The organism is Bdellovibrio reynosensis, from assembly GCF_022814725.1.
In the GTDB taxonomy this organism is placed as follows: Bacteria; Bdellovibrionota; Bdellovibrionia; order Bdellovibrionales; family Bdellovibrionaceae; genus Bdellovibrio; species Bdellovibrio reynosensis.
This window is the reverse complement of sequence record NZ_CP093442.1, coordinates 3,557,904-3,582,323: the sequence shown is the minus strand read 5'-3', so window position 1 is coordinate 3,582,323 and position 24,420 is coordinate 3,557,904. Positions and strand designations below refer to the sequence as shown.

The 24,420-nt window shown below is 43.2% G+C and carries 21 protein-coding genes and 1 pseudogene; 11 read left to right on the top strand and 11 right to left on the bottom strand.

Features of this window, described 5'->3' with window-relative positions; all coding sequences use genetic code 11:
* Positions 1-7: 7 nt before the first annotated feature.
* Positions 8-1,804, bottom strand: a pseudogene (locus MNR06_RS00005) (tail fiber domain-containing protein); the annotation flags it as partial.
* Positions 1,805-2,026: 222 nt separating this feature from the next.
* On the opposite strand from MNR06_RS00005, the gene MNR06_RS16695 reads away from it, so the two are divergent.
* Positions 2,027-3,526 (top strand): hypothetical protein, encoded by a 1,500-nt coding sequence (locus MNR06_RS16695; protein ID WP_243537770.1) that lies wholly within the window; start codon positions 2,027-2,029, stop codon positions 3,524-3,526.
* A 47-nt stretch (positions 3,527-3,573) separates the two neighbouring features.
* Here the strand turns inward: MNR06_RS16695 and MNR06_RS16690 are convergent, their stop codons facing one another.
* Complete coding sequence (locus tag MNR06_RS16690; protein WP_243537769.1) at positions 3,574-4,374, bottom strand: transporter substrate-binding domain-containing protein; 801 nt, start codon at positions 4,372-4,374, stop codon at positions 3,574-3,576.
* A 76-nt stretch (positions 4,375-4,450) separates the two neighbouring features.
* The gene (locus MNR06_RS16685) at positions 4,451-5,242 is read right to left on the bottom strand and encodes a hypothetical protein (RefSeq protein ID WP_243537768.1); all 792 of its coding nucleotides are present in this window, start codon (positions 5,240-5,242) and stop codon (positions 4,451-4,453) included.
* Positions 5,243-5,405: 163 nt separating this feature from the next.
* Between MNR06_RS16685 and MNR06_RS16680 the strand changes: the two genes are divergently transcribed.
* Complete coding sequence (locus MNR06_RS16680; protein WP_243537767.1) at positions 5,406-6,383, top strand: quinone oxidoreductase family protein; 978 nt, start codon at positions 5,406-5,408, stop codon at positions 6,381-6,383.
* A 98-nt stretch (positions 6,384-6,481) separates the two neighbouring features.
* Here the strand turns inward: MNR06_RS16680 and MNR06_RS16675 are convergent, their stop codons facing one another.
* Positions 6,482-7,345: a helix-turn-helix domain-containing protein gene (locus MNR06_RS16675; RefSeq protein ID WP_243537766.1), complete on the bottom strand. Its 864-nt coding sequence runs from the start codon at positions 7,343-7,345 to the stop codon at positions 6,482-6,484.
* Positions 7,346-7,489: 144 nt separating this feature from the next.
* Here MNR06_RS16675 and MNR06_RS16670 point away from each other — a divergent pair, with 144 nt between their 5' ends.
* The 4 genes from MNR06_RS16670 to MNR06_RS16655 all read left to right on the top strand — a co-directional run bounded on the left by MNR06_RS16670 (position 7,490) and on the right by MNR06_RS16655 (position 10,313).
* Positions 7,490-7,648: a hypothetical protein gene (locus MNR06_RS16670; RefSeq protein ID WP_243537765.1), complete on the top strand. Its 159-nt coding sequence runs from the start codon at positions 7,490-7,492 to the stop codon at positions 7,646-7,648.
* 131 nt (positions 7,649-7,779) lie between these two features.
* A complete protein-coding gene (locus MNR06_RS16665; protein WP_243537764.1) occupies positions 7,780-8,628 on the top strand; it encodes a S1 family peptidase in 849 nt (282 codons plus the stop codon).
* 371 nt (positions 8,629-8,999) lie between these two features.
* Complete coding sequence (locus MNR06_RS16660; protein ID WP_243537763.1) at positions 9,000-9,755, top strand: murein L,D-transpeptidase catalytic domain family protein; 756 nt, start codon at positions 9,000-9,002, stop codon at positions 9,753-9,755.
* Positions 9,756-9,824: 69 nt separating this feature from the next.
* On the top strand, positions 9,825-10,313 hold the full coding sequence (locus tag MNR06_RS16655) for a hypothetical protein (RefSeq protein WP_243537762.1): 489 nt from the start codon (positions 9,825-9,827) through the stop codon (positions 10,311-10,313).
* On the opposite strand, the gene MNR06_RS16650 is transcribed toward MNR06_RS16655, so the two are convergent.
* Positions 10,310-11,380 carry an alkaline phosphatase D family protein gene (locus MNR06_RS16650; protein ID WP_243537761.1) on the bottom strand — a complete coding sequence of 357 codons (1,071 nt, stop codon included), beginning with the start codon at positions 11,378-11,380 and terminating at the stop codon, positions 10,310-10,312. The two genes, MNR06_RS16655 and MNR06_RS16650, sit on opposite strands and share 4 nt — an antisense overlap.
* Before the next feature lie 179 nt (positions 11,381-11,559).
* On the opposite strand from MNR06_RS16650, the gene MNR06_RS16645 reads away from it, so the two are divergent.
* Positions 11,560-12,309 carry a cupin domain-containing protein gene (locus MNR06_RS16645; RefSeq protein ID WP_243537760.1) on the top strand — a complete coding sequence of 250 codons (750 nt, stop codon included), beginning with the start codon at positions 11,560-11,562 and terminating at the stop codon, positions 12,307-12,309.
* On the opposite strand, the gene MNR06_RS16640 is transcribed toward MNR06_RS16645, so the two are convergent.
* The 4 genes from MNR06_RS16640 to cphA form a co-directional block, all read right to left on the bottom strand.
* The gene (locus MNR06_RS16640; protein ID WP_243537759.1) at positions 12,306-12,842 is read right to left on the bottom strand and encodes a hemerythrin domain-containing protein; all 537 of its coding nucleotides are present in this window, start codon (positions 12,840-12,842) and stop codon (positions 12,306-12,308) included. The two genes, MNR06_RS16645 and MNR06_RS16640, sit on opposite strands and share 4 nt — an antisense overlap.
* Before the next feature lie 89 nt (positions 12,843-12,931).
* On the bottom strand, positions 12,932-13,792 hold the full coding sequence (locus MNR06_RS16635; RefSeq protein ID WP_243537758.1) for a cyanophycinase: 861 nt from the start codon (positions 13,790-13,792) through the stop codon (positions 12,932-12,934).
* Positions 13,764-14,915: an amidohydrolase family protein gene (locus MNR06_RS16630; RefSeq protein ID WP_243540795.1), complete on the bottom strand. Its 1,152-nt coding sequence runs from the start codon at positions 14,913-14,915 to the stop codon at positions 13,764-13,766. Before MNR06_RS16630 ends, MNR06_RS16635 begins: the two co-directional genes overlap by 29 nt.
* Positions 14,915-17,593 (bottom strand): cyanophycin synthetase, encoded by a 2,679-nt coding sequence (cphA, locus tag MNR06_RS16625; RefSeq protein WP_243537757.1) that lies wholly within the window; start codon positions 17,591-17,593, stop codon positions 14,915-14,917. Before cphA ends, MNR06_RS16630 begins: the two co-directional genes overlap by 1 nt.
* A 219-nt stretch (positions 17,594-17,812) precedes the next feature.
* Here cphA and MNR06_RS16620 point away from each other — a divergent pair, with 219 nt between their 5' ends.
* A complete protein-coding gene (locus MNR06_RS16620; protein WP_243537756.1) occupies positions 17,813-18,106 on the top strand; it encodes a hypothetical protein in 294 nt (97 codons plus the stop codon).
* 35 nt (positions 18,107-18,141) lie between these two features.
* On the opposite strand, the gene MNR06_RS16615 is transcribed toward MNR06_RS16620, so the two are convergent.
* The gene (locus tag MNR06_RS16615; protein ID WP_243537755.1) at positions 18,142-18,690 is read right to left on the bottom strand and encodes a hemerythrin domain-containing protein; all 549 of its coding nucleotides are present in this window, start codon (positions 18,688-18,690) and stop codon (positions 18,142-18,144) included.
* 181 nt (positions 18,691-18,871) lie between these two features.
* Here MNR06_RS16615 and MNR06_RS16610 point away from each other — a divergent pair, with 181 nt between their 5' ends.
* Positions 18,872-19,075 (top strand): hypothetical protein, encoded by a 204-nt coding sequence (locus tag MNR06_RS16610; RefSeq protein ID WP_243537754.1) that lies wholly within the window; start codon positions 18,872-18,874, stop codon positions 19,073-19,075.
* Here the strand turns inward: MNR06_RS16610 and MNR06_RS16605 are convergent.
* On the bottom strand, positions 19,072-20,889 hold the full coding sequence (locus tag MNR06_RS16605) for a glycoside hydrolase family 2 protein (protein ID WP_243537753.1): 1,818 nt from the start codon (positions 20,887-20,889) through the stop codon (positions 19,072-19,074). The genes MNR06_RS16610 and MNR06_RS16605 overlap by 4 nt on opposite strands.
* A gap of 174 nt (positions 20,890-21,063) precedes the next feature.
* Here MNR06_RS16605 and MNR06_RS16600 point away from each other — a divergent pair, with 174 nt between their 5' ends.
* Together MNR06_RS16600 and MNR06_RS16595 are read left to right on the top strand one after the other, a co-directional pair.
* Entirely contained in the window at positions 21,064-22,239 is a 1,176-nt protein-coding gene (locus tag MNR06_RS16600) for a glycosyltransferase family 1 protein (protein WP_243537752.1), read from the top strand.
* Positions 22,240-22,242: 3 nt separating this feature from the next.
* Positions 22,243-24,414, top strand: a complete 2,172-nt coding sequence (locus MNR06_RS16595) for a sugar nucleotide-binding protein (protein ID WP_243537751.1) — start codon at positions 22,243-22,245, stop codon at positions 24,412-24,414.
* The last annotated feature ends 6 nt before the right edge of the window (positions 24,415-24,420 follow it).

Below are 24,420 nucleotides of genomic sequence, written 5' to 3'. Positions count from 1 at the left end.
CGTTAGTTACCGCACCAGTTCTGCCTGCAACAGTCGTTACCGGGAATGCAATCGCTGCATTTGATGCCGCAGTCAAACGACCTTGAGCATCCACCGTGAAGGTACCAACTGCAGTCGTTGAACCATAGACGGCTGGAGTAACAGTCGTATTAGCTAAAGAAATAGTTCCAGTTGCAGTGATCGGACCACCACTTAAACCAGTACCGGTCGCGATGTTCGTCACAGTACCGCCACCGTTCGTGTCGGTATCATTCGCACACTCCCAACGAGAGTTGGCATTCACCCACTTTATCACTTGGCCATCAGAACAAGCCACGTTGTTGGGTTTATAAGTTAAATATTTCGCAGCCCCGTTATTGATATCACCATAATCTAAAGTCACAGCACCGGTTTTAGTTGCCACCGAAGTTACCGGGAAAGCGATGGCTGCATTTGAAGCCGCCGTCAAACGACCTTGAGCATCCACCGTGAAGGTACCAACTGCAGTCGTTGAACCATAGACTGCTGGAGTAACAGAGGTGTTCGCTAAAGAAATAGTTCCAGTCGTGGTGATTGGACCACCACTTAAACCAGTGCCCGTCGCGATGTTCGTAACTGTACCACCAGTATTACTATCTGCAGCTGGGGCCCAACTAGTTCCGTTGAATTTTAAAACTTGGCCGCTTGTTGGTGCCGTTGCATCAACAGCGACACCCTTAATTTTATCAACGACTGTCGCACCCTGCGTACCGCTGACGTCGCCGGCTAAACTTCCTAAAAAGTTTGTTGCATTCGTGGCACTGCCTACTGCAAGACTTGTTGCATTCGTGCATTGCCAACCCGTTGCCACGTTCCAAGTTAACAACTGCCCGGCTGTACATGAAAGCGGAGCTAGCGTATCTCCGGTTGACGAGTCCGTCATTACCAGTCTGTTAATGCCAGGATTTGCAAATAATTTAGAAGTGGTCACTGCTGTGTCACCGATCTTTGCTGTTGATACAGCTCCGTCAGCTAAACCTGGATTAGGATATGTGCCGGTTAAGGCTCCACCCGCAGAACCATTTGGTGGACGGGAGTTTGTGAAGCGCGCATCATCACCGGCAGCCACAGTGCCAGCCACTGTGCCGACATTTAAAGTGACTACGGGGTTCACTGTATCTGCGGAAACAGACAAGTACGGATTGCTTCCAGCACTCGCCGCTACTGATTGCACGGTACCACCACTAGCGCCAGCCACCCCGGCACAACCGAATTTTTTTAAAGTTGCATCCCAAGTTAAAAAACTTCCGCTACCGCAATTTAAGTTATCATTCACTTCATTTTTTAAAACGAAGTCTGTAGACACATGGGTTCCTAACGTCGCTGCTGAAGATGCAAACCCCGCGTAAGGAACGGTGCGGATTTCGTTGTCTGGAGAAATAGTTTGCCAAGAAACTCCATCATGAAATTTTACGCGTAAAAAACGACCGTCAGTCAGGCCTGGATTGTATGGTGATCCACCATCACACACCAATGCTGTTGCATTACTAAATGAATCAAGAATCGTGAAAGTCGGAGCTGCAGGATAGTTGTGAGAAGCACCAATTTTTACGTCAAACACTCCGCCTGAGTTCGTCATGTCGATATGATTTAATTGTTCGCGATAAAGAACGCAGACTTTATTGGGCGCGAGTATTTCAAATTGAAACGCCACCGCGTTGTATTCAAGCGGTTCACCAGAGCTTTTCACAATGCGACCTTGATAAGTTAAAGCAGCTGGTGCCGCCATGACTTGGCCAGATATGAAGAGCGATAATAAAAGAGTTAACGTTCCAACGATCCTCATAAAAGCTTTATCGGATGATATAAACTAGAACTTTAATTAATTTACTGAATACCTTAGGGCATTCGAATACTTACATTTGTAGGAGGCTAAGTTTTAAGCACCTTTTTTAGGTAAATACTTAATATTCCTTAATTTCATAAGGACAAGCTGACACCAAGCAAATTGGTATATACCTTGCTTTTCCCAGGACCTGGAACGAAATCAAAATTTTGGGGGAACAAAATGCACCGCTTTTCTTTACCTGCTGCACTTTTAAGTGTGCTGTTGATCGCGAATACCGTCTTTGCTGAAACGACTCAAGTCGTCTTAAACCGAAACAGTCAGTCGCAGTTAAGTCTGAATGCGTCCCTGACTAAAGACGTCTATCGTCAGGAACCACACCAGGTTCCTTACACGGTTCAAGAACCTTACGAAACTACTGAAACTTATTATGTTGATGTGCCCTACCAACACCAAGAATTTTATACTGACTATGAAGATTATTGGGATCAGGAATATCGCTGTCACACTCGCACCCGTCATGAGCGTGTGTGCCGAGATAAAGAAGACTGCCATATCGTACCCGGCAACGGGCCAGGAGGAGGTCCTCGCCGAGAATGCACTCGAGTGCCTGTCTGCGAAACCGTACCAAGAACAGAAAGAGAATGTCACTGGGAGCAAGTTCGTAAAACTCGTCCTGTTACAAAATCCCGCTGGGTGACTCGTTATCGCCAGGAAGCTCGCACAAGAACTGTCACCCGTTACCGCGATAAAGAAGTTTGCTGCAAGACTGTTTACCGCGACGTCTTTGATCACACTTACACAGTACCAGTAACAGTGAACTTCCCTGCAGAAACCCAGTTAACCGGACAAGAAAAAGAAACTTTCCAAATCGTGCTAAGTGGTACTGAAGCAAATCCACAAGTCAGCTTTACGGTGAAACAAAGTATTTTTGGATATCAGGTTGACAGCCAAGAAAATCATGGCGGCGGAATTATTATCACTTTAAAAGCAGTTCCTCTTTACAGCGTCGAGCAATTAGGACGAGTTTCAATTAAAGGTCTTGCGCTTGAAGAAACCATCAATGGTTCAATCATCCGTTTCGTTGACCAAGGTTTAAAGCCAAGAGTTTTAAGTCGTTATGCTTATCAAATTCGGGAAGTGGGATCGAATGAATTAATCGTTGCTGGGGAACTTGCTGCATCTTTGGAACAAGTGGAAATTCGTTTAGACCAAGCTCTTGAAGACAATAAAGAATACCAATTGGATTTGCGTCTTCAGCGTCAAGGTTTGCCGTTATCTGGAACTGTGGATGAATTTCTTTCGGCAATAAAAAAAGTGACACCGTTAAAGAACGCAGAACTTCATATGCGCAAAGATCAAATTAACACTTTTGAAATTCGCGGTGAAACTACAGACGCTAAACTTCTTTTCCGTGACCAATCACCTGCAGATGAAGGTGTACATACGATTTATAAGATTGAGATCTTAATTGGTGATGCTAATGGAACCGTTGTAGCCACAAAGGAATTCCTGCGTGAAAGTGCTCCGATGGCGACCAAAGGATTTTTCAAAATTCATTTAGCGCAAGATTTAGGTGTGCCAACTTCCATCTTAAATGAAAAAGTTCGTCACAGAAAACTGGTTACAGCGCGAGTGACAACGACTAGAACAAACCCAAGACTTAATCAGGGCGTGCCAGTGGTTTTGAAACACGTGCATGTTCAAGAAATTGTTCGTTAGAAGAATTTTTAAGTTTTTATTTGTAAGGGGGAATGGACTCCCCTTTTTTATTTCAGCCTTGATTTGGCATCTTCGTATGACACATATTTCGTCAAAATTTTTAAAAGCGTCCCATCGGCTTTAATTTCATCTAAGATAAGCTTCATATATCTTCTTTCATCGTCATTCATTCGTCGCGTTGAAAGTATAGCGCCGACCTCCACCTTATCGGTGCGGTCATAGACCCGGGCACTGTGATTTTCCATTTCTAGTTTTTTAATAAAATAAGAATTTACAATTCCTGTAAAAAGAAGCGCTTGAACCCTTTTTTCTTTAAGCAGACCAAAAGCTTCCTCTGGGCCAGGAATTCCTATCATTCGATTTGCTTTTATAAGTTTGGTTTCTTTTTCGTGATCTAGCGTACTCCACGCACCGATCAGGTGTGCAAATTTTATTCTTGGATCATCGATGTAGTCATTGATGGTTTTATTGGGAACGAAAACACTTTTAGCAACTACGATTTCACGCGTGTTCGTATAAAGAGGAACAAAGAAGTTTGTGGCAGCGATGTCAGATTTTTTTGCCGCAAGTAAAACGATATCTGACTTCCCCCGAACAAGCTTGTCGGCGATTTCAGGCAGGCTGAATTCAGATTCAATAAAAATGCAGCCGGTTTTAGATCTTAATGCGCTAATCAAATCCGGAGCAATTCCTGTGAGCTTCCCTTTAGTGCGAATCACTATAGGCGCAAAGTCAGTCATGTCGACAATATAGCGACGCTCGCAACCCTCTTTCTTTTTTCTTTGTGCAAAAGCAAAGTCAGTTGCAATGCTAAAAATAATAACTAAGACAAGACTGAACTGCGCCATCACTTCAGTGTTAGCGCAATTAGCTGGTTCATTGAAGGAACAACTCTACTCTTGCGAACGTTTAAGTCTGTGGTTCTTAAAAGCTAAATGCTCCAACTAGCGCCCAATTATTTACATAGTCGTGGTAGATATTAAGTTGTCCAAGGGAACCCTTAATTGCTACGCCAAACCACACATCATCTTCATAGACTTTACTTTCATCATTTAAGTACATGTCATATGAAATCGATACGGCGATTTTGCTAATATCTACTAATAATCCTGGAGTCACCATAACCACATCGTTACTTGTTCCACCCGACTCATCATCGCGCTTAGAAGCATCAACGACAAAGGTGAACGAACTTCCCTGGTAGGCATAACCCACACCCATGGTGCGTAAGTCTTGACCTTCTTCTTCGACATCTTCAAAGTCAGCGGTGACACCAAAACGGTGGGTTCCCGACTGATTAAATAACAAACCTGCGGAGTAATTATTCTCTTCGCGATATCCGATACCGAACGCGAATGAAGATGTGCCGACACCTAGTATACCGCCGGCGCGACCTTCACACCCTTCGCAGTCTCTTTTATAATAGCCTGCCATAGCTCCGGCATTGCCGTTTCCATAACCAAGCTCTACGCCAAGACCTGATTGATTGTTTTCATCATTATCTTTTCCAGTGTCATATTCTAACGACAATTGTCCACCCGACAACGTCGCTGCCACTGCCGGGTTTTCATGAGTGAAGCCATTTGAATAGTTTATCGGTGAAGTCACCGCCGGAGCTGCAATCCCCTGCCCAACGGCCAAAGTGTTAGCATCTGATTTTGCGAAAGCACGAGTTGATAAAAGCAATAGTACAGTCACTAAATGATAAATGCGCATGAAGCCTCCTGCCGCACGTTTCTTTAAGTATTCTAACAGTCCGTTTTTTGAAAGTGACTAAATCCGTTTATGCATTTTAAAATGGCACATCTCAAAAATGGTATGTTTGATGAAGTGAAAAACTTTTTAACATATTCACTTCGTCCAAAAGTTAGGAGCCTTCGTGCAAAGTAAAGCCATTCGTTTCCACAGCACTGGTGATGTTGAGGTTCTAAAGTATGAATCTGTTGAAGTTCCTGAACCGAAAGATAATGAAGTCACAATTCGCCACGAAGCCATCGGACTAAACTTCATCGACACTTATTATCGCGGTGGGCTTTACCCAGTCTCCTTACCAAGCGGCTTAGGAAACGAAGCCGCCGGAGTGATAGAGAAAGTAGGAAGTGCCGTTAATCACCTAAAAGTCGGCGATCGCGTGGCCTATGGACAAGGTCCTTTGGGAGCGTATTCGCAAAAGCGCACTATGCCAGCTCATCATTTAGTAAAAATCCCCGAAGGCATTTCTTTTGAAGAAGCCGCAGCAGTTATGTTGAAGGGTTTAACTGTTCAGTACCTCTTTCGCCAAACTTATAAAATCAAAGAGGGTGAAACGATTTTATTCCACGCGGCTGCGGGAGGCGTGGGATTGATTGCGTGCCAATGGGCAAAAGCTTTAGGAGTAAAACTTATTGGCACGGTTTCTTCCGAAGAAAAAGCGGCAATAGCAAAAAGCCACGGAGCCTGGGCCACAATCAACTACTCAAAAGAAAACGTCGCCGAAAAAGTAAAAGTGCTAACAGAAGGAAAAAAAGTTCCGGTCGTGTACGATGGTGTCGGCAAAGACACTTGGGAAACTTCTTTAGATTGCCTAAGCCCACGCGGACTCATGGTAAGCTTCGGCAACGCCTCAGGCCCTGTGACTGGAATCAACCTCGGCATTCTATCACAAAAAGGATCGTTGTATGTCACCCGCCCCAGCCTTGGCGGCTACATAGACACCCCAGAAAAACTTCAGGCCGCATCAGAAGAAGTTTTCGAAATGGTCCTGACTAAAAAAATAAAAATAGAAATCAACCAACACTACCCACTAAAAGAGGCAGCAAAAGCCCACGAAGCCCTAACATCACGGAAGACCACGGGAGCCACTATCCTCATTCCATAAAAAAAACCCACTCCTGAAGGTGCCTGCTTCTTTTTACGGTTGCACCGCAGCAAGCTATAGGGAAATGGCACGCCGCAACCGTAAAAAGAAGCAGGCACCTAGAGGGATTTGGCCGTGGTTCGGAAGGTTAGTGGGGTTTTTTTGGTTTTGGTTTTGAAGAATCTTGAAAAGTAATTGGCGTCTTCGTAGCCGAGTTGGCTTGCGATTTCTGCTACCGTGAAATCGGAATAGGCTAGCAATCTTTTTGCTTCTAGTAGCAATCGATCTTGGATTAAATGTCTTGCTGATTTTCTTGTTCTTCGTGACATCTTCATCGTCAAGGCTTTGGCGGTGATGTTTAGTTTCTTGGCGTAGAATTCGACATCGTGGTGTGTGCGGAAGTTCGCCTCAAGTAAGTTATTGAATCGGGATTCGAATGATTCAATGGGTGATACCAGGGGTTCACTTATTTTGTTAATCTTTGAAAAACTAAAGAGCATTAAAAAGAGACTTAATAAAGTCGACTCTTCAAAATACTCCTCTTTGTCTTGGTATGTCGTCAGCATCTTGTCACAATCGGTTTTTATCTTATTCAAATTTGCCGTAGGGATCAAAAAACTGTCAGGCAAAGTTTCAACTAGGTTTTTTATTTTTCCGTAAAGTGTGGGATGACTTTTCAGAACGTCTTCTTCAAATTCGATAACATAACCAGAAGCGCCTTTTTCTAAAACCCATGAATGCACTTGCGCTGGTTTCATCAAGAACACCCGGCCTTTTTCAAAATTATACTTATGGAAATCGATCTCGTGCCATCCTTTGGCCTTCATCACAATGACTAGATGATAGAAGCTGTGCTTGTGAGGAAACGGAACCAGGGGCTTTAAACGATCCTCCAGCTTTTGGATTCTTAGTGGCGAATGAAGACTGGGCACAACGCCAAAATCTTGCATGGGATGGAGTTTTTCGAGGTTCTTATCAGGCATGATGTTTCTCCTGGGGGGTATACTAGCAACGATGTCTGCAAATTCAAAGGATTCGGGAAGTTTGTGCTATAAGTTAAGAACTGGGTCTCTATGCTCTAAGTGCCAAAGAAGTTAGAATTAAACAAAAGAAAGGACACAATTTTTATGAGCACTTGGTTATTTTTTGGAATGGGCATCGTATCGTTAGTTTCGATAATGGTTTATGTGGCCTTTATGTTCTTCCTGCCTGAATGGGTCGGCATCACGGGTAAAGTCGCTAAAAAGGCTATTGAAAGCCACGTGGAACCCTCAAAAGACGTTTAAAGCTGTTTAAACAGTAGACGATCTTTTACTTTATTCTAAGAGTTTCGTGACATAAGGATCATTTCCCTAGTTTCACGGAAAACCTCAACAGCTTCTGGTATATTCGCCCCATTAAATAAATGGAGCTATCTATGAAGCTTAAGCTTTCTTTCCTGTTGTCTGTTGTTGCATTAGCGCTGTCTGCTTGCGCCCCATCTAGCGACTTCAGTTCTTTTGATCTTGAAAATTCAAGTGGCATTATTAATGGCGAAAAAATCACTGAAAGAACTACGAAGGCCGCACGAAGCGTGGTTCTACTTGAATTCTACAATGGCGTTGGCTCTACGATATCTATCTGTTCTGGCACACTGATTTCTGAGCGCAGCGTTCTTACAGCGGCTCACTGTTTAGATAAAACTAAAAATCCGAACATTGCGGGCTTTCGTATCAACTTCACTAATAAGAAAAATGCACTTGGTGTCAGCATGGGTGAAAAAAGAATCGGAACCGTCTTTGTCGGTCACCCCGATTATAAGATGACTAAGATTTCTATTCACAACGATATCGCCATTGCCTTTTTCTCTGGCGGCATCCCGGCTGGTTACAACACGATGGCTTATGATAGTGACATCTATGCTAACCATGGAAATAAAACAGTTTATGTCTATGGGTACGGCAAAACTAAAGAACACGGTAAAGGTATCGTGACTGGCGGAGCAGGAACTCTTCACAGAGGTGTGATTAAGTTAGCTGACAACTGGAATGCAGCTCCGGATCGCTATTTCACAAGCCCAAAAGATAATAAATCATTCATCTGCAGTGGTGATTCTGGTGGCCCGCAGTTCCTTGATGAAAATGGTTCCGTGAAAGTGATCGGCGTTGTGTCTGGAGTTGTGGGACAATATTCTTGGAATGGAAAAGTAAAGTGCATCAGCACTTCGATGGCGGCAAAGGTGGGAGTCTTCTCTCCGTGGATTGCAGAACAACATCGCCTTCACTAAGCTTGTCTACACTCCTGCTTCGCAGGAGTATTTTATCTACACTCCTGCTTCGCAGGAGTATTTCATCTACATTCTTGCGAAGCAGGGATATTTCAAATGCGAGTCCGCGATCACTCGCATTTTTTCCTAATTTTCTCTCTACTTTCCTCTGTAATTTTCTTTAAATTCTCCTCTGAAAAACTAGGTTTTAACCTGAGAATCCTCTCTATTTTTTAAGCCCTTCGATTAGCATTTTGAGTAAGTCATGAGTGATCTTTTTCTTTCTTAAGAACTAAGTCCTATTTTTAACGCTAGAGTAACGATTTTTTCCTGCGTGTAATTTTTCTTGGATAGTCTTTGTTCATCGCACAACGAATTCCAATGGAGGATTAATGCAAGTTAACGATACGAAAAAAAATGTCTTCTCACGTTTCGCCTCTGTAGTACTAGTTTCTTCTTTCTTAGCGCTTGGTGCATGCGCACAAAACTCAGATGATATGGCTCTTCCTGACGACACGACTCAAGAGCAAGTAGTTCCAAACGATGAGTCAACAATGGCTCCCCTTGAAGCAGATGCTTCAGCAAACTTAACAGCAACTCAACGTGAAGGTGTTTTAGCTAAGTACAACTACGTTGATCCCACAAGAATTGTTCCTACGAAAGCTCTTGCTGACACTTTAGTTTATTTCGATGCGAACAAATCTAAATTTAAAAACCAAGATTATGTAGCAGTTATTAACTTCTCATCATCTTCAAAACAAAAACGATTCTTCATCATCAACATGAAAACAGGTTCTGTTTGGGCCATCCACGTAGCCCACGGTGCAGGTTCTGACCGTGATCATGATGGTATCGCAGAAAGATTCAGCAACACATCTGGAGCTCACGCAAGTTCTCTAGGTTACTACCGCACTGCTGAAACTTATTATGGTAGCAAAGGGTTCTCGTTAAGACTTGACGGTCTTTCTACAACAAACTCAAGAGCACGCTCTAGAGCTGTAGTAATCCATGCTGCGAAATATGTTCAAGATAAAGACGTAAAACAAGGTCGTAGCTGGGGTTGCCCTGCGGTATCCGTAGCTAACAACAAAACGCTGATCAACCTTATTAAAGGTGGCGCTCTGATCAACGCGGTTCTCACGAAATAGTTCTAAATAAGATAGTAAAATCTAGAAACCCGGCTGACAAAGCCGGGTTTTTTTGTTATTTCCAGGCCCATGAAAACCACGATCTCAGTCATTTTATTTCTATTATTCTGGGCCTTAAATACTCAAGCTGCGGTGGTGCATTTTTACTCCCACCCTCAGGTCCCACAGAAATGGTTTCACGTGGCTTTGGAATATAAGGGTTATTTGTATGAAGCTGACACCCGCGTAGGTGGTCGCCGTTTGCCGATCTCTCAAGTTAAAAAGAAAAGCGACGAAACAATTGTTATTTCTGACAGCTTAGTCAGCGAAGAAGGTCTGCTAACTCAAATGGGCCTGCCTTTTGATTATGAATTCATTTGGAATAACCAAAAGACCTATTGCTCAAAGTTAGTGGGTATTGCCTTAAATATGGAACCGACACCAATGACTTTTGCTGGGACTCATTACGTGAAGTATTATCCGCATTGGATTCATCGCAATGATCCGGGTCTTTCACCGGATCAAGTTTATGATTTTGCAAAAAATGTGGAATTAGATAGTAACGAATATTGGTACTAGCGAAGCTTCAATTCGCTGATTTGCTTATTTCCGTTATCACGAAGTTCGATCTTAACGGTGTCTTTTTTCCAGTCAAAATTAATCAAACCAAAATTAATATTTTCTGAAGGCTTGCCAATATAGTGGCTATCTTTTTCAGCTTTTTCAGCGTCACCATTGATCGGACCTGATGTGATGTCATAAAGTGGACCGAATCTTTTTAAATCCACCTTTGCGATGGCGCCGAATCGACGATTGCCTGAAACGAACACGATGTTTTTAACTTTAAGATCACGGATCATATTGAAAAGATTTTGACGTTCTAAGGGATAAAGACCCCATCTTTCACCAAGGTATGAATTAGCACCCAACTGCAGTGGTGAAACTACGATTCTAAAATCAGCTGGCCTAGATAATTCCTCTTTAAGCCACTTCCACTGCTGCGAACCAATCAATGATGCTTTGCTGTTCCAATTCTTCTTGAAACTGCCATCACCATTTGAACGAAGCGCGCTTGAATAATAACGGGTATCTAACATGATGATTTGAACTCGCTTGCCTTCCGGCCCAACAATCACGGAATGTTCAACACCTTTGGCTTCTTTAGCTTGATGCTTAGGAATGTAATTCCAGTATTTTAAAAAAGCAGCTTTAGCGTCATCTTTATCATGATATTCGCCATCCCCGTTTTTAATTCCGTAATCTTGTTCATCCCAGGTTGCCATGAAAGGAACAGCCTGACGAATTTTTTGATAAGAAGAAACTTGATCAAGTTTTTGATACTGCGCCATCAATGGTTTTTCATCGAACCGCACAGAATCCACCGTGTTCCCGGCAAACAAGAAAAGATCTGGTTTTGCTTGCGCAACTTGTTCCCACAAATCTTGCGCTTGGCTTTGGTGAGCACAGCACCCGAAAGCAATAGTATTTACTTGTTTAACAGAAGTAAGATCTTTTAGAGGTAAAGTCGGCGTGTAAGCGACAGATTCGCTTTTTGCTTTTATCATCTTTAACGCCAATGATGGTGGACGTGTTTTCTGAGCGCAGCCACTTAATACAATCAACAAGCAGATCAAACTACGATGCATGGTACCTCTCAAGCTGAGTCTTTATTTTTAGGCAGCAAAATTAGATTGGCAAGAAGCAATAAAAATCCCACCAAAGTCCAGATGCCCTCCCAGCATTACAATCCCCACTTAAGCGAACCGTAATTTGTGTTTTGCACCTCGCCCCTGGTATTTCAAAGAAGCCGTTGCGGAGGTGCGCTTTGAGCATAATTGAAACCTTATTATCTCCTTTATCATTGGAAGATTTCAGTAAGAACTACTTTGATAAAGAGCCCTTTGCAGCGCCATTTAAAGCGGCCACAATGGAAAACTTGGTTTCTTGGTATCTGTTAAGTGAGATTCTGCAAAGTGGACATAATAACTGCTGGCTCCCCCACCAAGGTCGTTTGCCTTCAGAGCCATCTCTGTCATCGGGAACCTTATCGTATCAACAAGCCTTAAAGGGATTTCAAGAAGGGCGAACAGTTTTAGTTCGTCACGCTGAACAAGCTCACCCCATTATGCAAAACATCGCACGGGATTTTCATAATTGCTTTAAAGCACCTATTGATATTCAACTTTACTGCACACCTGCAGGACAAGAAGGCTTTGACTGGCATTATGATGTCGAACAAGTGTTCGTAATTCAAACTGCCGGGGAAAAAGAATTCCGTCTTAGAAAAAACACCGTGAGTGCCCGTCCCTTAAGTATGAAAACTTCGCAAAAAGAAGATTTTTATAAAGAACCACCGGGACCGGAAATCCGTTGTTGGCTTAAAGCCGGAGACTGGCTATATATTCCAGCAGGTTACTGGCATAAAGCGCAGGCACTCACTAACTCGTGCCACATGTCTGTGGGCGTTTTGACCGGTGGAAACGAAATCAATAACGAGGCAAGAACTTTCTATACTGGTGAAGCCTGTAGGGGCACTTGCCCCGTTATTGAAAAGCGCAATCTATTTGAAACCTAAGGATGGCGGTTTGAATCACGATTTTTAAAGTTATCGCTCACCGTCGGCGGCATTAAGTTTGAAATCATCTCTAACGTCGTGCCCATGAAACCTTTGTCTTTAATTTCTTGTTTTTGTTTTTCAAAGGCTTCAGCCATAGCCACCGCTTCTTCATTTGTGAATAAAGCTTGCGCTACAGAGAAAAGCTGGCTTTCTTCTTCATAAATGTGGTGTTCAATCGCTGTGCGAAGTTTACCGGCTGTTTCACGCCACTTGATGTGGGTTTTATCCTGAACTTGCAGCATACGTAATAGGGATTCTGCTTCTAAGTGTTCACGATAAGAATGCATTGCGATTTTTTTCGTATTGTCCATTAAGCGTAGGGAATTATAAAAAACGGATTCCTCAGCACGAGCATGGGGAATAAGCCCATCACGGATCAGTTCAACCAAGCGATGTCTTTGTTCTACATCGTCATCACTTAATTCCATAAGCTGAGAGAAAAGAACTTTTAATTCATTATGATCATTACGAAGAGCTTCGTAAATTAACATGACTGCCTCCCGATTTATGTGCTCATGATTGGAGGATTAAACCGGATGCGCAAGTCAGCGGAGGTCCTAAATGAAAAGAAACAAAAGAATCAGGATTTAGAAATGGACTTACGTCTTTTTAAATCAAAAACTTCATTTTCAGCTAACACATGTAAACGCACATCATGAATGGACATGGTTTGGTCGGCAGAAGCCTCAGAGATGTTGGAATAGGTCACTCCGCGCCCGTCAAGAATGTAAACCGCGTTTTCACCGATGATGGTGAAGTGATCGTTTTCAACAATGACGGCTGTGCCTTCATCAATACCGATTCCTAGAACGCCAGGGTTTAATGCGATGGCCCCTAAGAGGCGACCGATGCGCCCCCGTTGGGCAAAATGCTGATCGATGATAATACTTTCCATAAAACGCATGCCTGGGGCCATCATCCAGTTGCCAACTTTATGGCTATCACTATCACCGCCACCGACAAGCATGATTTCACCCATAACAGAAGCTCCGGCTGAAGTTCCCGCCAAGGTGCCACCCGCTTTATAGACATCTAAAACATAATCCATCAGCAAGGTGCCGCCTAATTTACTGGAAAGTTTTAATTGATCACCGCCGGTGAAAAAAACCACTTTCGCACCAGCAAAGATTTTATTTAACTGCAGACGTCTGACTTCTTCGGGTTGATTGATATGCAGGTGATGCAGCTGTTTTACAGCGATGCCTAAACCTTTAAAAAGTTCTTTGTATTCAGGCCACACTTCATGGGGCAGATCACTGGCAGAGGTGATGATAATGATCTTACCTTTTCCTGCGCGACGAGCGATCTCTTTAAGGATCTTCTTTTCGCCATGTTTGTCTTCTTTACCACCAATAATTATTAATGTTCCTTGAGGATTGATGGCCTTTACATGACGAGCTTCTGATTTATTATTAAGGTGCTTCTTTACTACGGATGCCATAAATGTCGAAGTCCCTTCTTGTGTCTTTAGGTCTATTAGGGAAGTTTAATTTTCCCTCTTTCATCAACACCTGTCCCCGGGAAATAACATGTATCATCTCAAGGTTTTTTTGATCAAAGATAGCCATGTCAGCATCACAGCCTGGTTCAAGCCGGCCTTTGTTATTTAACTTAAGGGCACGGGCCGTGTTCGACGTGAAGTGCGGCAGGATTTCTTCAAGAGTAAAACCATCTTTAATAACTGCAGACCTTAGTTCATAGAAAAGCTCTGCGGGCTCTCCCCACCCGGCATCGGATGAAACTGTGAGCTGTGACATCGGACCATCAAATTCACGGTAAGCTTTATACCAATAAGCAAAATCCTGATCCCACAAATCTAAATCAACAAAACATCCGCGTTTGGCTAGCTCAATGGCTTCTTTTATCAGCTCGCGACTTCGCCCAATATGGGTGATATGAAAGTTCGCCGGAAAAACCGTATGATGAGTGAATAGATCACGCAATGTTTGCAGTCTTCGTTCACCACCGCCTGCGTGAATATGGGTGATGCCTGGTTTATTTGCTAACAAACCCCCAACATAGGAATCAACACAGGCGCGAGCTAAGTCTTTAAGTTCAGGCTCTGGCGCACGACGGTCGGCGATGGCAACCTCTCCGACACCGATAATTTCTGGAATATATAAGATGTCGTTGCGAACTGAATCAGTGATGGTCTTTGGTGGAATGTCATATCCCCCAGTATAACAGTAGGCCGTTACACCCATCTCGGTAAAGCCGCGGGCTTTAGCGACAAGATCTGGCATATTCTTGGTAGTGGTATCAACACCTAAAGTACCAACTAAAGTAGTAACTCCCCCGACCACACATTCTGAAAGAAGAATTTCCAAGGCTTGAGTGTGAAATCCACCCCGCTCCCCACTGCCTCCAGACAAATGCAGATGGGGATCGATAAGCCCCGGAACGATGTAACAACCACGGCAATCAATGATTTCAGCGTCAAACTCTCTTAAGGCACTTGCCGATATCATTCCCAACTTCACAATTTTTTGATCGACCACCAAAACATTGGCGTCGACAAACTTAGTTCCGTCAAAAAGGCGACCATCGACAAGGTATTTTATCATCACTGCCACGCTGCCTGTTCAGGCTGCTGAAAAGTTGGAGTTTCCTTAAATGGCAACACAGACACAGGAACAGGATCAAACTCCCGCATAGCCCGCATCACCATTTGGTGATTTTCATACATGATGACACAGATCTCTTGGCCTTGAAGTTCCGTTAAAGCCTGCATCACCGCGGCATCTTCGTTAAGAATTTCTTCCACAGTTATTCCTGGATATTTCTTAGCGTATAAATCAGCAAGTAACGCTGGAACTTCCCCTGGCTTTCTGCCGCGCAGATCTTCATCATCACGCAGAATCACCTTGTCATAATACTGAGCGATTTTTTCAGCGCTTTGAAGAAGTAAGTCCGTGCTTCTGTCGCCAGGCAATCCCATGACCACAGTCTTTTTGAAATTTGGCAAAGACTGCAGAAGCTTTCCAAGATTATTGATGGCTTCTGCATTATGTCCGTAATCAAGAATGACATAACCCTGATTCACTTTATAAAGATTCATGCGACCCTGATTTTCCAAAGTCGGATTGAAATCTAAAAGTACATCCATCACGGTTTCTGGCGATGCACCTAAACCGACCGCACCCGCGAGTGCTGCCAGCACATTCGCGACTTGGAATTCCGCACGACCTGACACAGTCATTGGAATGTCTTCCACTGATCCTAGATTTCTTACCCGACCATTAAACGACATGATGATATGACGACCCTCAAGCCAACAAGCATTGTAGCCTTTATCTAAAAGCTCCGTGAACTTTTCGCCATCAGGGTTCGTTGAGAACAGCATGATTTTGCATTCATGTTTTTTTACTCGGTTGTTATCAATAAGACGAAGGCAGTTTTCATCATCAGCATTAATTACCAATGTCCCACCCTTTTTCACTCGCTCAGCGATTAAAGATTTAATCCAATACAGATCATCTATGGTTTCAATTCCATCTTGCCCGATGTGATCAGCACTAATATTAGTGATAATACCAACATCAGACCAATCATAGGCTAATCCCCCGCGCAATAATCCACCCCTAGCACATTCTAAGATCGCACAATCAATTGCCGGATCATGCAGAACGACTTCAGCAGATGCAGGGCCTGAACAATCTCCGGCAAAAATCTTTTTATCGTTTATCCAAATACCTTCGGTGCTGGTCATCCCCACATTTGCTTTCCCCGATGCCATCATAATTTTTTGCAGCAATCGTACTACAGTGGTTTTACCGTTTGTTCCAGTGACTGAAGCAATAGGAATTCTGGCTTGTTCAGGATTTTTATAAAGCATGTCGATGATCTTGCTTCCCACATCCTGATTCTCTGGGGTTTTTTGCTGCAAATGCATGCGAAGGCCTGGCCCCGCATTGACTTCAATCACAACAACTTGGCTTTCTTTAATGGACTTGGTTACATCTTTGGCAATTAAATCGATTCCACAAATATCAAGACCTACGATGCGAGCTACACGTTCGCACATGTCTTTGATTTCTTCAGAAGTGATAAAGGTTACGTCCTTAGCAATACCACCGCTTGAAAGGTTGGCGTTCGCACGAAGAGTGATTCGTTCTTCTGGCAAAGGGACTGATCTTAATGACAGTCCTTGTTTTGCAAGATGCTGCATTAAAATCTCATCCACGACAATTTTAGTAAGGAACGCTTCATGACCATCACCGCGCAGGGGATCGGTATTTAGATCAGCGATAAGCTGATCAATCGTCTTAGTCCCATCACCAATCACAAAAGGTGGAACGCGTTCAGCTGCCGCAGTGAACTTGCCATCGATAACTAGAACACGGTAGTCCCGGCCCAGATGCATTTCTTCTAAAACGAAAGTGGAAGAATATTGACTTGCTTGTTGTAACGCCAATCTAACTTCATTTTCATTTTGCAGATTTAAATTCACTCCTTCACCGTGGTGACCATCGATTGGCTTTAAGGCCAACGGGAGAGTTAAAGATTTCATCGCCTCGGCAATTTCACCTTCTTCAGTGATCACTACTCCATGGGGCACCGGAATCATGGCTTTTTTCAGAACAGATTTAGTTAAGGATTTATCTTGAACTAAATCAGCAGCAATCAAACTAGTACTATCAGAAATAGCGGATTGAACGCGACGTGAATTTTTTCCGTAGCCAAGTTGCAACAAACTTTCAGTACCAATTCTGGTAATTGGAATATTTCGCTTCTTCGCGGCTTGATAAAGTGCTTTTGCACTTGGCCCCAATTCGGATTTTTTGATGGCGGCTTTGATTTTCGAAATAGAATTACCAATATCCACTGGTTGATTTTTTAACAAATTGGAAATTGTTAACAAAGATTGCTTAAGACACTCTTTCATTCCAGTTTCGTTAGTAAACCTTGTGACAATGTCATACAAACCCGGTCTGCCTGCGTACCGTGACTTTCCATAAGTGACATCCATGCCCGTAAGGATGCTGAATTCTAAGGCAACATGTTCTAAAATGTGGGCAAGGTAAGTTCCCTTTTCTAATCTTTCATAGAAACCTCCTGGAACACCTGGTGAGCAATGATGATCAGCCATACCTGGCAATTCTCTTTTTAATCCCGCAACAAGTTCAGGCAACTCATCGCTGGGAACGTCAGTCCAGTCTTGCAAATCTATTCTCATTATGATGACAGGGTGATGATGATAGACATTGGGGCCGTTGAGAGTTTTTAAACCAATCACGTGCATACTCGAAGACTCCTCATTGAAGAGTATTAACGGTAACAGTAGATATTTTTTTCTGTTACTATCTAACAAAGCATGATGTGATTTTAATTAATCTTTTGTCGTTCCTTCTTTAGTCTTCCAAATAAGTACGCACTGTTGCGTCTCAAAAAAATATGGCGAAATTGAAATTAGGGACCGCAAAGTAATCTATGTATAGTTACACAAAAACAAAGGATGGTTATGATTATCGCTGCTCACTACTGTGTTTACAAAGAGCTGTTAAGTCAGCAACCTCTCAATAAGGTTGAGGCACAAAGCTATATAAAAAGTCAGTTAAAGGCGCACTTCCTTAACTTAGATTCAAATGCCGTAAAAGCACTGAGCATAATGGGTCTTGAATCCTATGCTTACGCAATTCAGATTCAGTTACTGTCTTTACAATATAAAGTCGTATTACATCCCGTCGGGAGTTATGAATTTATTGGAATTTTAAAAGATTTGGTAACTCAGACATTTCCAGAACTAACAGTCTAGTGTCAGAGAGGGAATGGCCCTCTGACACCGTCGAATTATAAACTTCTTTGAATATTTTGAACTCGTCCTTTTTTAGCAATCGGATTCATTAGAATAGCGATGTCTTCAGCAAGGGCAGCATCCACCATTCCTTTATATCTTTCTTTGAGCTCTTGGAAATTTCGGCCAATCTCTTCAGCTTCTTTATTACTAAATACTTTTTTTGCTTCAGGAAAGATTTCACCTTCTTCCTCTTCCACGTGGTGATCCACTAGCTCACAAAGAACTTTAATTTTAGATTTGTATTCTTCTTCATCAGCTTCAGCTCTAAGACGAGAAAGTTCATTCAGCATAAGTGCGACAACATGATGTTCTTGCTCGCCTTCCCATGCCAAATCTTCACCTTCATCGTTCTTAGCTACCATTTTAAGTGGTTGATAGAAAACTTCGGCCTCTGCTTTAGAGTGAGCAGTCAGTTCTGTTCGAAGGGTGTCAAATAAAGATTCTGCTTGATCGAATTCCTCTTCATCCATGCACTCTTCGATTTGTTTGAAAAGTTTTTCGACTTCGCGATGGTCTTTTTTTAAGAGTTCATAAATTGTCATAAAAACCCCCTTGCTGCCATTTTACCCTTGGGCAACGATCACCCACACACCGAACTTCCTTTAATTTGGCAGTGTATTAATGATCGTTAATATTCTGAGCGAAGGTATAAAAAGCACTGGCCGTCCCTTGAGACACAGACACGCATTTCTTAAAATGTACGTATCTGCGAAAGGAGTCGATATGCCTACTCAAAGAGAACAAGACAAAGGCCATATTAAGGACACTGAGCGGGATAAAAAATCCGATAGTTATCAATCCACCGGGGAACGCCAAAACATGCGGCAAACCCCAGAGAAAAACAACCATAACTATAAACGCGAGGATCTAGGTTTTACCAACCGAGACACCCGCGGTTACGATAAGCAGCACAAAGGAAATTATTAAATTTCCATTTCTGGTGGAGGCAATGGCGGCGGTTGAGGTGCGGAGGTGAGTTCTCCGCGACCGATGCCAGCGCCTCTTGTTGCTCTTGTCATTGCATTGATTGAAAACTTTGGTTTTCGGTCAGCAGTAAATAGTCCATTCGCTTCCTGGAAAGTATCTGTAAATTGCGTGTAACAAAATCCACAGAAAATATCGATGCGGTTGATGGCATCCATCAGCTTCTCGTATCGATCACGGAATTCTTTTGAAGTCCCCGCCGAAGAGTAACCCCACACCTTTGATCTTTCAGAAGGATCAACAAACGTGATTCCACCAAACTCTGTGATCATAACAGGTTTCGTGCCGTGCTCATAACCTTCAATCGCCAGCACCCTGCCCCCAGGACGATACTTGGTTAAGACATCGCCAATATTTTGATGGGTCGTATACTTCTTAATTAATCGATCTGGCTGATCATCATAATCATGAATGCCTAATAAGTCTGTCGCAGTACTTTCCCACCCGTCGTTACCAATACACGGTCTTGTGGGATCTAAAGTCTTAGTAATATGGTAAAGCGCCTGCACACAGTGTTGGTGACTTTCCTTTTCAGCCAAATCCGGCACACCCCATGATTCATTAAACGGCACCCACATCACAATACTTGGATGATTGATGTCGCGGTCAATGACCTCGGTCCATTCCTTTAATATTCTTTCAACCGATTCATGGGTAAATCGATAGGCACTGGGCATCTCTTCCCAAACCAATAAACCTAAAACGTCGGCCCAATAGTAAAAGTCTGGGTCTTCGATCTTTTGATGCTTACGAACGCCGTTAAATCCAGCCGCCTTTACCAACTCAATATCTTTCTTTAAAGCATCTGAATTAGGGGGAGTCATGAATGTATCGGGCCAATAACCTTGATCTAAAAGCAAGCGCATATAGTAAGGTCGGCCGTTAAGTAAAAAGCGGTCGGCATGGAAGGTCGCACTTCTTAATGCCGTGTATGAAGATGCCTGATCTAACAGAATCTCGTTGTGCCAAAGTTCAAGTTCAACATTTATTAGTGTCGGCTTTTCAGGACTCCATAAAAGTTCATTACGATAGTCTTCAATGCCAGGATCTGAAAGAGCAATGCGACGATGAACTTCGTTATGAACCACTTCATAAGTATCGCACGCTAAAACTGTTTCGCCGACTTTCATTAAACAGCGAAGCTGTAAGCCTTTAATATTAGGACCGGCGATGAAGGCTTCAACACCCACTTCCCATCTTTCAATTAGTGGAGCTAAGCGAAGTTTTTTAATATGGATTTCTGAGACTTCCTCCAACCACACTGTTTGCCAGATCCCAGTAGTACGTGGATACCAAATGCTGTGGGGATCCTTTTGCCAGTCTTGCTTTCCTCGGGGCTTAGCAAGATCCAGTGGATCGTCATCCGCGCAGACGATAACGATTTGTTCTCCACTTTCTGACATCACATCAGTGATATCAAAACTAAACGGAGTGTGACCGCCTTCGTGGCTTCCAATGAATTGAGAATTCACCCACACTTTGGCCTCATAATCAACGGCGCCAAAATGCAAGATCACTCGTTTAGAACCTTTCTGAAGTGAAAAGCTTCGACGGTACCAACATCGTGGATGATAATTCGTATCTTCGATACCACTGGCTTTTGTTTCAGGTGCAAAGGGAACCATAATAGTTAAAGGCCACTTTGTTACAGTATCTGGATGAAGATGTTCTTGTTTGTCATCGAACGCAAATGACCACGAACCGTTTAGCGACATCCAATTACTTCGTTGAAAGTTTTTACGTGGATATGAATTCATCAAGTCACCTAATCATTTTTGCAAAAAAAGTTTCCATTATATGAAGGCAAGAGAATGATTTAATCACTATGTATTTATTCAGCCAGACTTTGAAAATTTTGAACATTGAATGATTTCTAGAGTTCAATAACTTTCGCTTCCACATTGCAAATGCAGTTGAAAGGATCTTCTAGCATGAATAACCTATGTGAATCTTCAGACCTTCTTGTGTTTTCTCATTTAAGATGGAACTTTGTTTTTCAAAGACCACAACATTTGATGTCTCGTTTTGCCAATTTCCGACGAGTGTATTTTATCGAAGAGCCTGTGATCGGCAAACTTAGCAATGAACAACTGGATCTGGCCGAAACTCCCGAAGGCGTGACAGTTGTCACTCCAAGAATTCCAGAACACATTCCTGCGAACGAGCGTGATAACGTATTAGCGTTACTCGTAGATCAATTGCTTTCGCAAGAAGCGATCGAAGAATTCTGCGCTTGGTACTATACGCCAATGGCTTTGAATTTCTCTCGCCACTTGCGCCCTGACTTTATCATCTATGACTGCATGGATGAGTTATCCCACTTTAAAGGTGCGCCAGAAGAAATCGTTGAAAGAGAAATGGAGCTTTTAGAAAGAGCGGAACTGGTCTTTACCGGTGGACAATCTTTATTTGAAGCAAAACGCCACCTTCATCACAACATCCATCCGTTTCCAAGTGGAATCGATGTAGAGCATTTCAAAAAAGCTCGTACAAACGCCGAAGAACCTGAAGACCAAAAGCATATTCCACATCCCCGTTTAGGTTATGTTGGCGTCATTGATGAACGCATGGACATTGAACTTCTTAGGGCCATGGCAAGCTTAAAACCAGAATGGCAATTTGTGATGATCGGACCTATCGTAAAAATCGATCCTGCTTCGTTACCTCAGGCACCGAACATTCATTATTTAGGTATGAAGAACTATGCAACTCTTCCTTCTTATTTATCAGGATGGGACTGTGCTTTGATGCCGTTTGCGAAAAATGATTCTACACGTTTCATTAGTCCAACTAAAACTCCAGAGTATTTGGCAGCGGGTTGCCCCGTGGTTTCAACATCCATTCGTGATGTGGTGGAACCTTACGGCAGCCGTCAAATGGTTGCGATCGCGGATGATCCTAAAGATTTTGTGATCCAGGCTGAGCAAGTTATTAAAAAGAATAAAAACAACCAAGCTTGGCAGAAAAAGGTGGATCACTTCCTAAGTCAGCTTTCATGGGATGAGACTTGGAAAAGAATGTCTACTTTAGAAAGCAATATCCTAAAACAGAAAAGAGCGGACGTACGTCCTTCAAAAGTAGATTACAATCTAACTGACAGGATGTAATTCGTGGCTGATCTTAAGCTTTGGGTCGGACTAGAGTGCACCTACAACCGTGTAGGTGCAGTCTATCATAGTCAATTGCATAAAAGCGGACATCATAAGCGTCTGGATGATCTGGATAAGTTTGCGAGCCTCGGGGCTGAACGCATTCGTTATCCTTGTATCTGGGAACTTAATGTCAAAGGTGCCGAAGGCGTCTATGATTGGTCATGGCTTGATGAGCGCCTTCATCGTTTGCGCAAGCTTAATCTAAAACCTATCGCGGGCTTTCTTCACCATGGAAGCGGGCCCAAATTTACTGATTTAATAGATCCGCAGTTCCCGGAAAAGTTAGCACGATACGCCGGGGATTTTGCGCGTCGCTATCCGTGGATTGAAGACTATACGCCGGTGAATGAAATTTTAACCACCGCGCGCTTTAGCTGTCTTTATGGCTATTGGTATCCACACAAAAAAGATGACGTTAGCTTTTTGCAAGCCCTTTACAATCAATGTAAAGGCACCGTCTTAGCTATGCGTGCGATACGCGAAGTAACCCCTAAAGCACGTTTGATTCAAACTGAAGATTTAGGGAAAGCCCAAAGCACCCCGACCGTTGCGTATCAAGCCGACTTTGAAAATCATCGGCGGTGGATTGCCTTGGATTTATTGTGCGGAAAAGTAACCAAGGATCATCCAATCTATGATTTTCTAAAAATCGGTATCACCGATGATCAACTTACCTGGCTTGTCGAAAATCCCTGCCCGCCAGATGTGTTCGGTATGAACCACTATTTATTAAGCAATCGTTTTTTGGATGAAGAACTTGAATTATACCCAGAATTTTTACGAAACACGGGAAATCGTTTCCATCGCTATGTCGATGTCGGCGCCATTGATACCGGAAGAGCTGACACCATTCCACCTGAGGACGTATTTAGAGAAGCTTGGGAAAGATACAAAATTCCCTTGGCAGTCACCGAAGTTCATATACGGGGTCATCGCGAAGATCAAATTCGATGGTTTCATGATATTTGGAAAGCCGCCGAGGACTTAAAAAAAGAAGGTGTCGAGTTTGAAGCCGTCACCTCTTGGAGTTTGCTAGGTAGCTTTGATTGGGACAGTCTGTGCACAGAGCGACATGGCTTTTATGAACCAGGTGTTTTTGATTTACGCTCGCCCAAATTGCAACCGCGACCTACCGCCTTAAGTTCCACAATTAAAAAACTCGCGCTAGGAAACTGGGATAATCATCCGATCTTTGACGAACCAGGGTGGTGGAATAAAGGCCAAAGAAAAATCTTTGCACTGCAAGGGCATGCCCCTGCACAAAAACTTAGACCGCGTCCAGGCAAAGCGCTATTAATCACAGGAGCCAATGGAACTTTAGCAAAAGCCTTTGCAAGAATCTGTGAATTTCGCAATATCCCCTATTACAGCCTTTCACGAACCGAAATGGATACAGCCAATAAAGAAAACGTTAAAAAGGTTTTAAAAGAACTTCGCCCGTGGGCCGTGGTCAATGCAGCTGGTTACGTCAAAGTCGATCTGGCAGAAACTGAAATTGAAAAATGCTTCCGCGAAAATGTGGAAGCTCCCGCAAATCTTGCTGAAGAGTGTGCGTTAGCTAAGATTCCGTTAGTCACCTTTTCAAGCGATCTTGTTTTTGACGGCGCCCAGGATCACCCCTATGTGGAAAGCGATCCCGTATCGCCGCTAAATATTTACGGAACATCCAAAGCCCAAGCCGAAGAAAAGGTTTTAGCCAGTCATAGTGAGGCCTTAGTGATTCGCACGAGTTCCTTTTTTGGTCCGTGGGATCAACATAACTTTGTCTTTCATGCCCTGCGCGCTGTCAGCAATGAAGAACAGTTCGCTGCACTTCAAGATATTAAAATCACGCCGACCTATGTGCCGGATCTTGTGCACTCGACACTTGATTTGCTAATCGATAAAGAGCAAGGAATCATTCACCTTACTAACGAGGCCGACATCACTTGGGCTGATTTAGCGACGTTGGCTGTGGAAGCCAAAGTGCCTGAAAAAAAATCTTTAATACAAAGGTGCACCCTTGAATCCCTGCCGCAAATCGCCCCGCTGCCTAGAAACAGCGCGCTGGTGAGTGAGCGGTGTAAACTTCTTCCGCCCCTGGAAGATGCATTATTTAGATATTTTAAAGAACTTGAAGTGACTATCTAAGGAAAG

Coding starts and splice junctions, on each gene's coding strand:
- MNR06_RS16640 (WP_243537759.1), bottom strand. CDS start 12,842: ATGTTAATTTACGAAGCTCTTCGTAATGATCATAATGAATTAAAAGTT.
- MNR06_RS16600 (WP_243537752.1), top strand. CDS start 21,064: ATGAATAACCTATGTGAATCTTCAGACCTTCTTGTGTTTTCTCATTTA.
- MNR06_RS16610 (WP_243537754.1), top strand. CDS start 18,872: ATGCCTACTCAAAGAGAACAAGACAAAGGCCATATTAAGGACACTGAG.
- MNR06_RS16670 (WP_243537765.1), top strand. CDS start 7,490: ATGAGCACTTGGTTATTTTTTGGAATGGGCATCGTATCGTTAGTTTCG.
- MNR06_RS16620 (WP_243537756.1), top strand. CDS start 17,813: ATGATTATCGCTGCTCACTACTGTGTTTACAAAGAGCTGTTAAGTCAG.
- MNR06_RS16695 (WP_243537770.1), top strand. CDS start 2,027: ATGCACCGCTTTTCTTTACCTGCTGCACTTTTAAGTGTGCTGTTGATC.
- cphA (WP_243537757.1), bottom strand. CDS start 17,593: ATGCACGTGATTGGTTTAAAAACTCTCAACGGCCCCAATGTCTATCAT.
- MNR06_RS16650 (WP_243537761.1), bottom strand. CDS start 11,380: ATGCATCGTAGTTTGATCTGCTTGTTGATTGTATTAAGTGGCTGCGCT.
- MNR06_RS16685 (WP_243537768.1), bottom strand. CDS start 5,242: ATGCGCATTTATCATTTAGTGACTGTACTATTGCTTTTATCAACTCGT.
- MNR06_RS16615 (WP_243537755.1), bottom strand. CDS start 18,690: ATGACAATTTATGAACTCTTAAAAAAAGACCATCGCGAAGTCGAAAAA.
- MNR06_RS16675 (WP_243537766.1), bottom strand. CDS start 7,345: ATGCCTGATAAGAACCTCGAAAAACTCCATCCCATGCAAGATTTTGGC.
- MNR06_RS16635 (WP_243537758.1), bottom strand. CDS start 13,792: ATGGCATCCGTAGTAAAGAAGCACCTTAATAATAAATCAGAAGCTCGT.
- MNR06_RS16660 (WP_243537763.1), top strand. CDS start 9,000: ATGCAAGTTAACGATACGAAAAAAAATGTCTTCTCACGTTTCGCCTCT.
- MNR06_RS16655 (WP_243537762.1), top strand. CDS start 9,825: ATGAAAACCACGATCTCAGTCATTTTATTTCTATTATTCTGGGCCTTA.
- MNR06_RS16605 (WP_243537753.1), bottom strand. CDS start 20,889: ATGAATTCATATCCACGTAAAAACTTTCAACGAAGTAATTGGATGTCG.
- MNR06_RS16630 (WP_243540795.1), bottom strand. CDS start 14,915: ATGATAAAATACCTTGTCGATGGTCGCCTTTTTGACGGAACTAAGTTT.
- MNR06_RS16665 (WP_243537764.1), top strand. CDS start 7,780: ATGAAGCTTAAGCTTTCTTTCCTGTTGTCTGTTGTTGCATTAGCGCTG.
- MNR06_RS16690 (WP_243537769.1), bottom strand. CDS start 4,374: ATGGCGCAGTTCAGTCTTGTCTTAGTTATTATTTTTAGCATTGCAACT.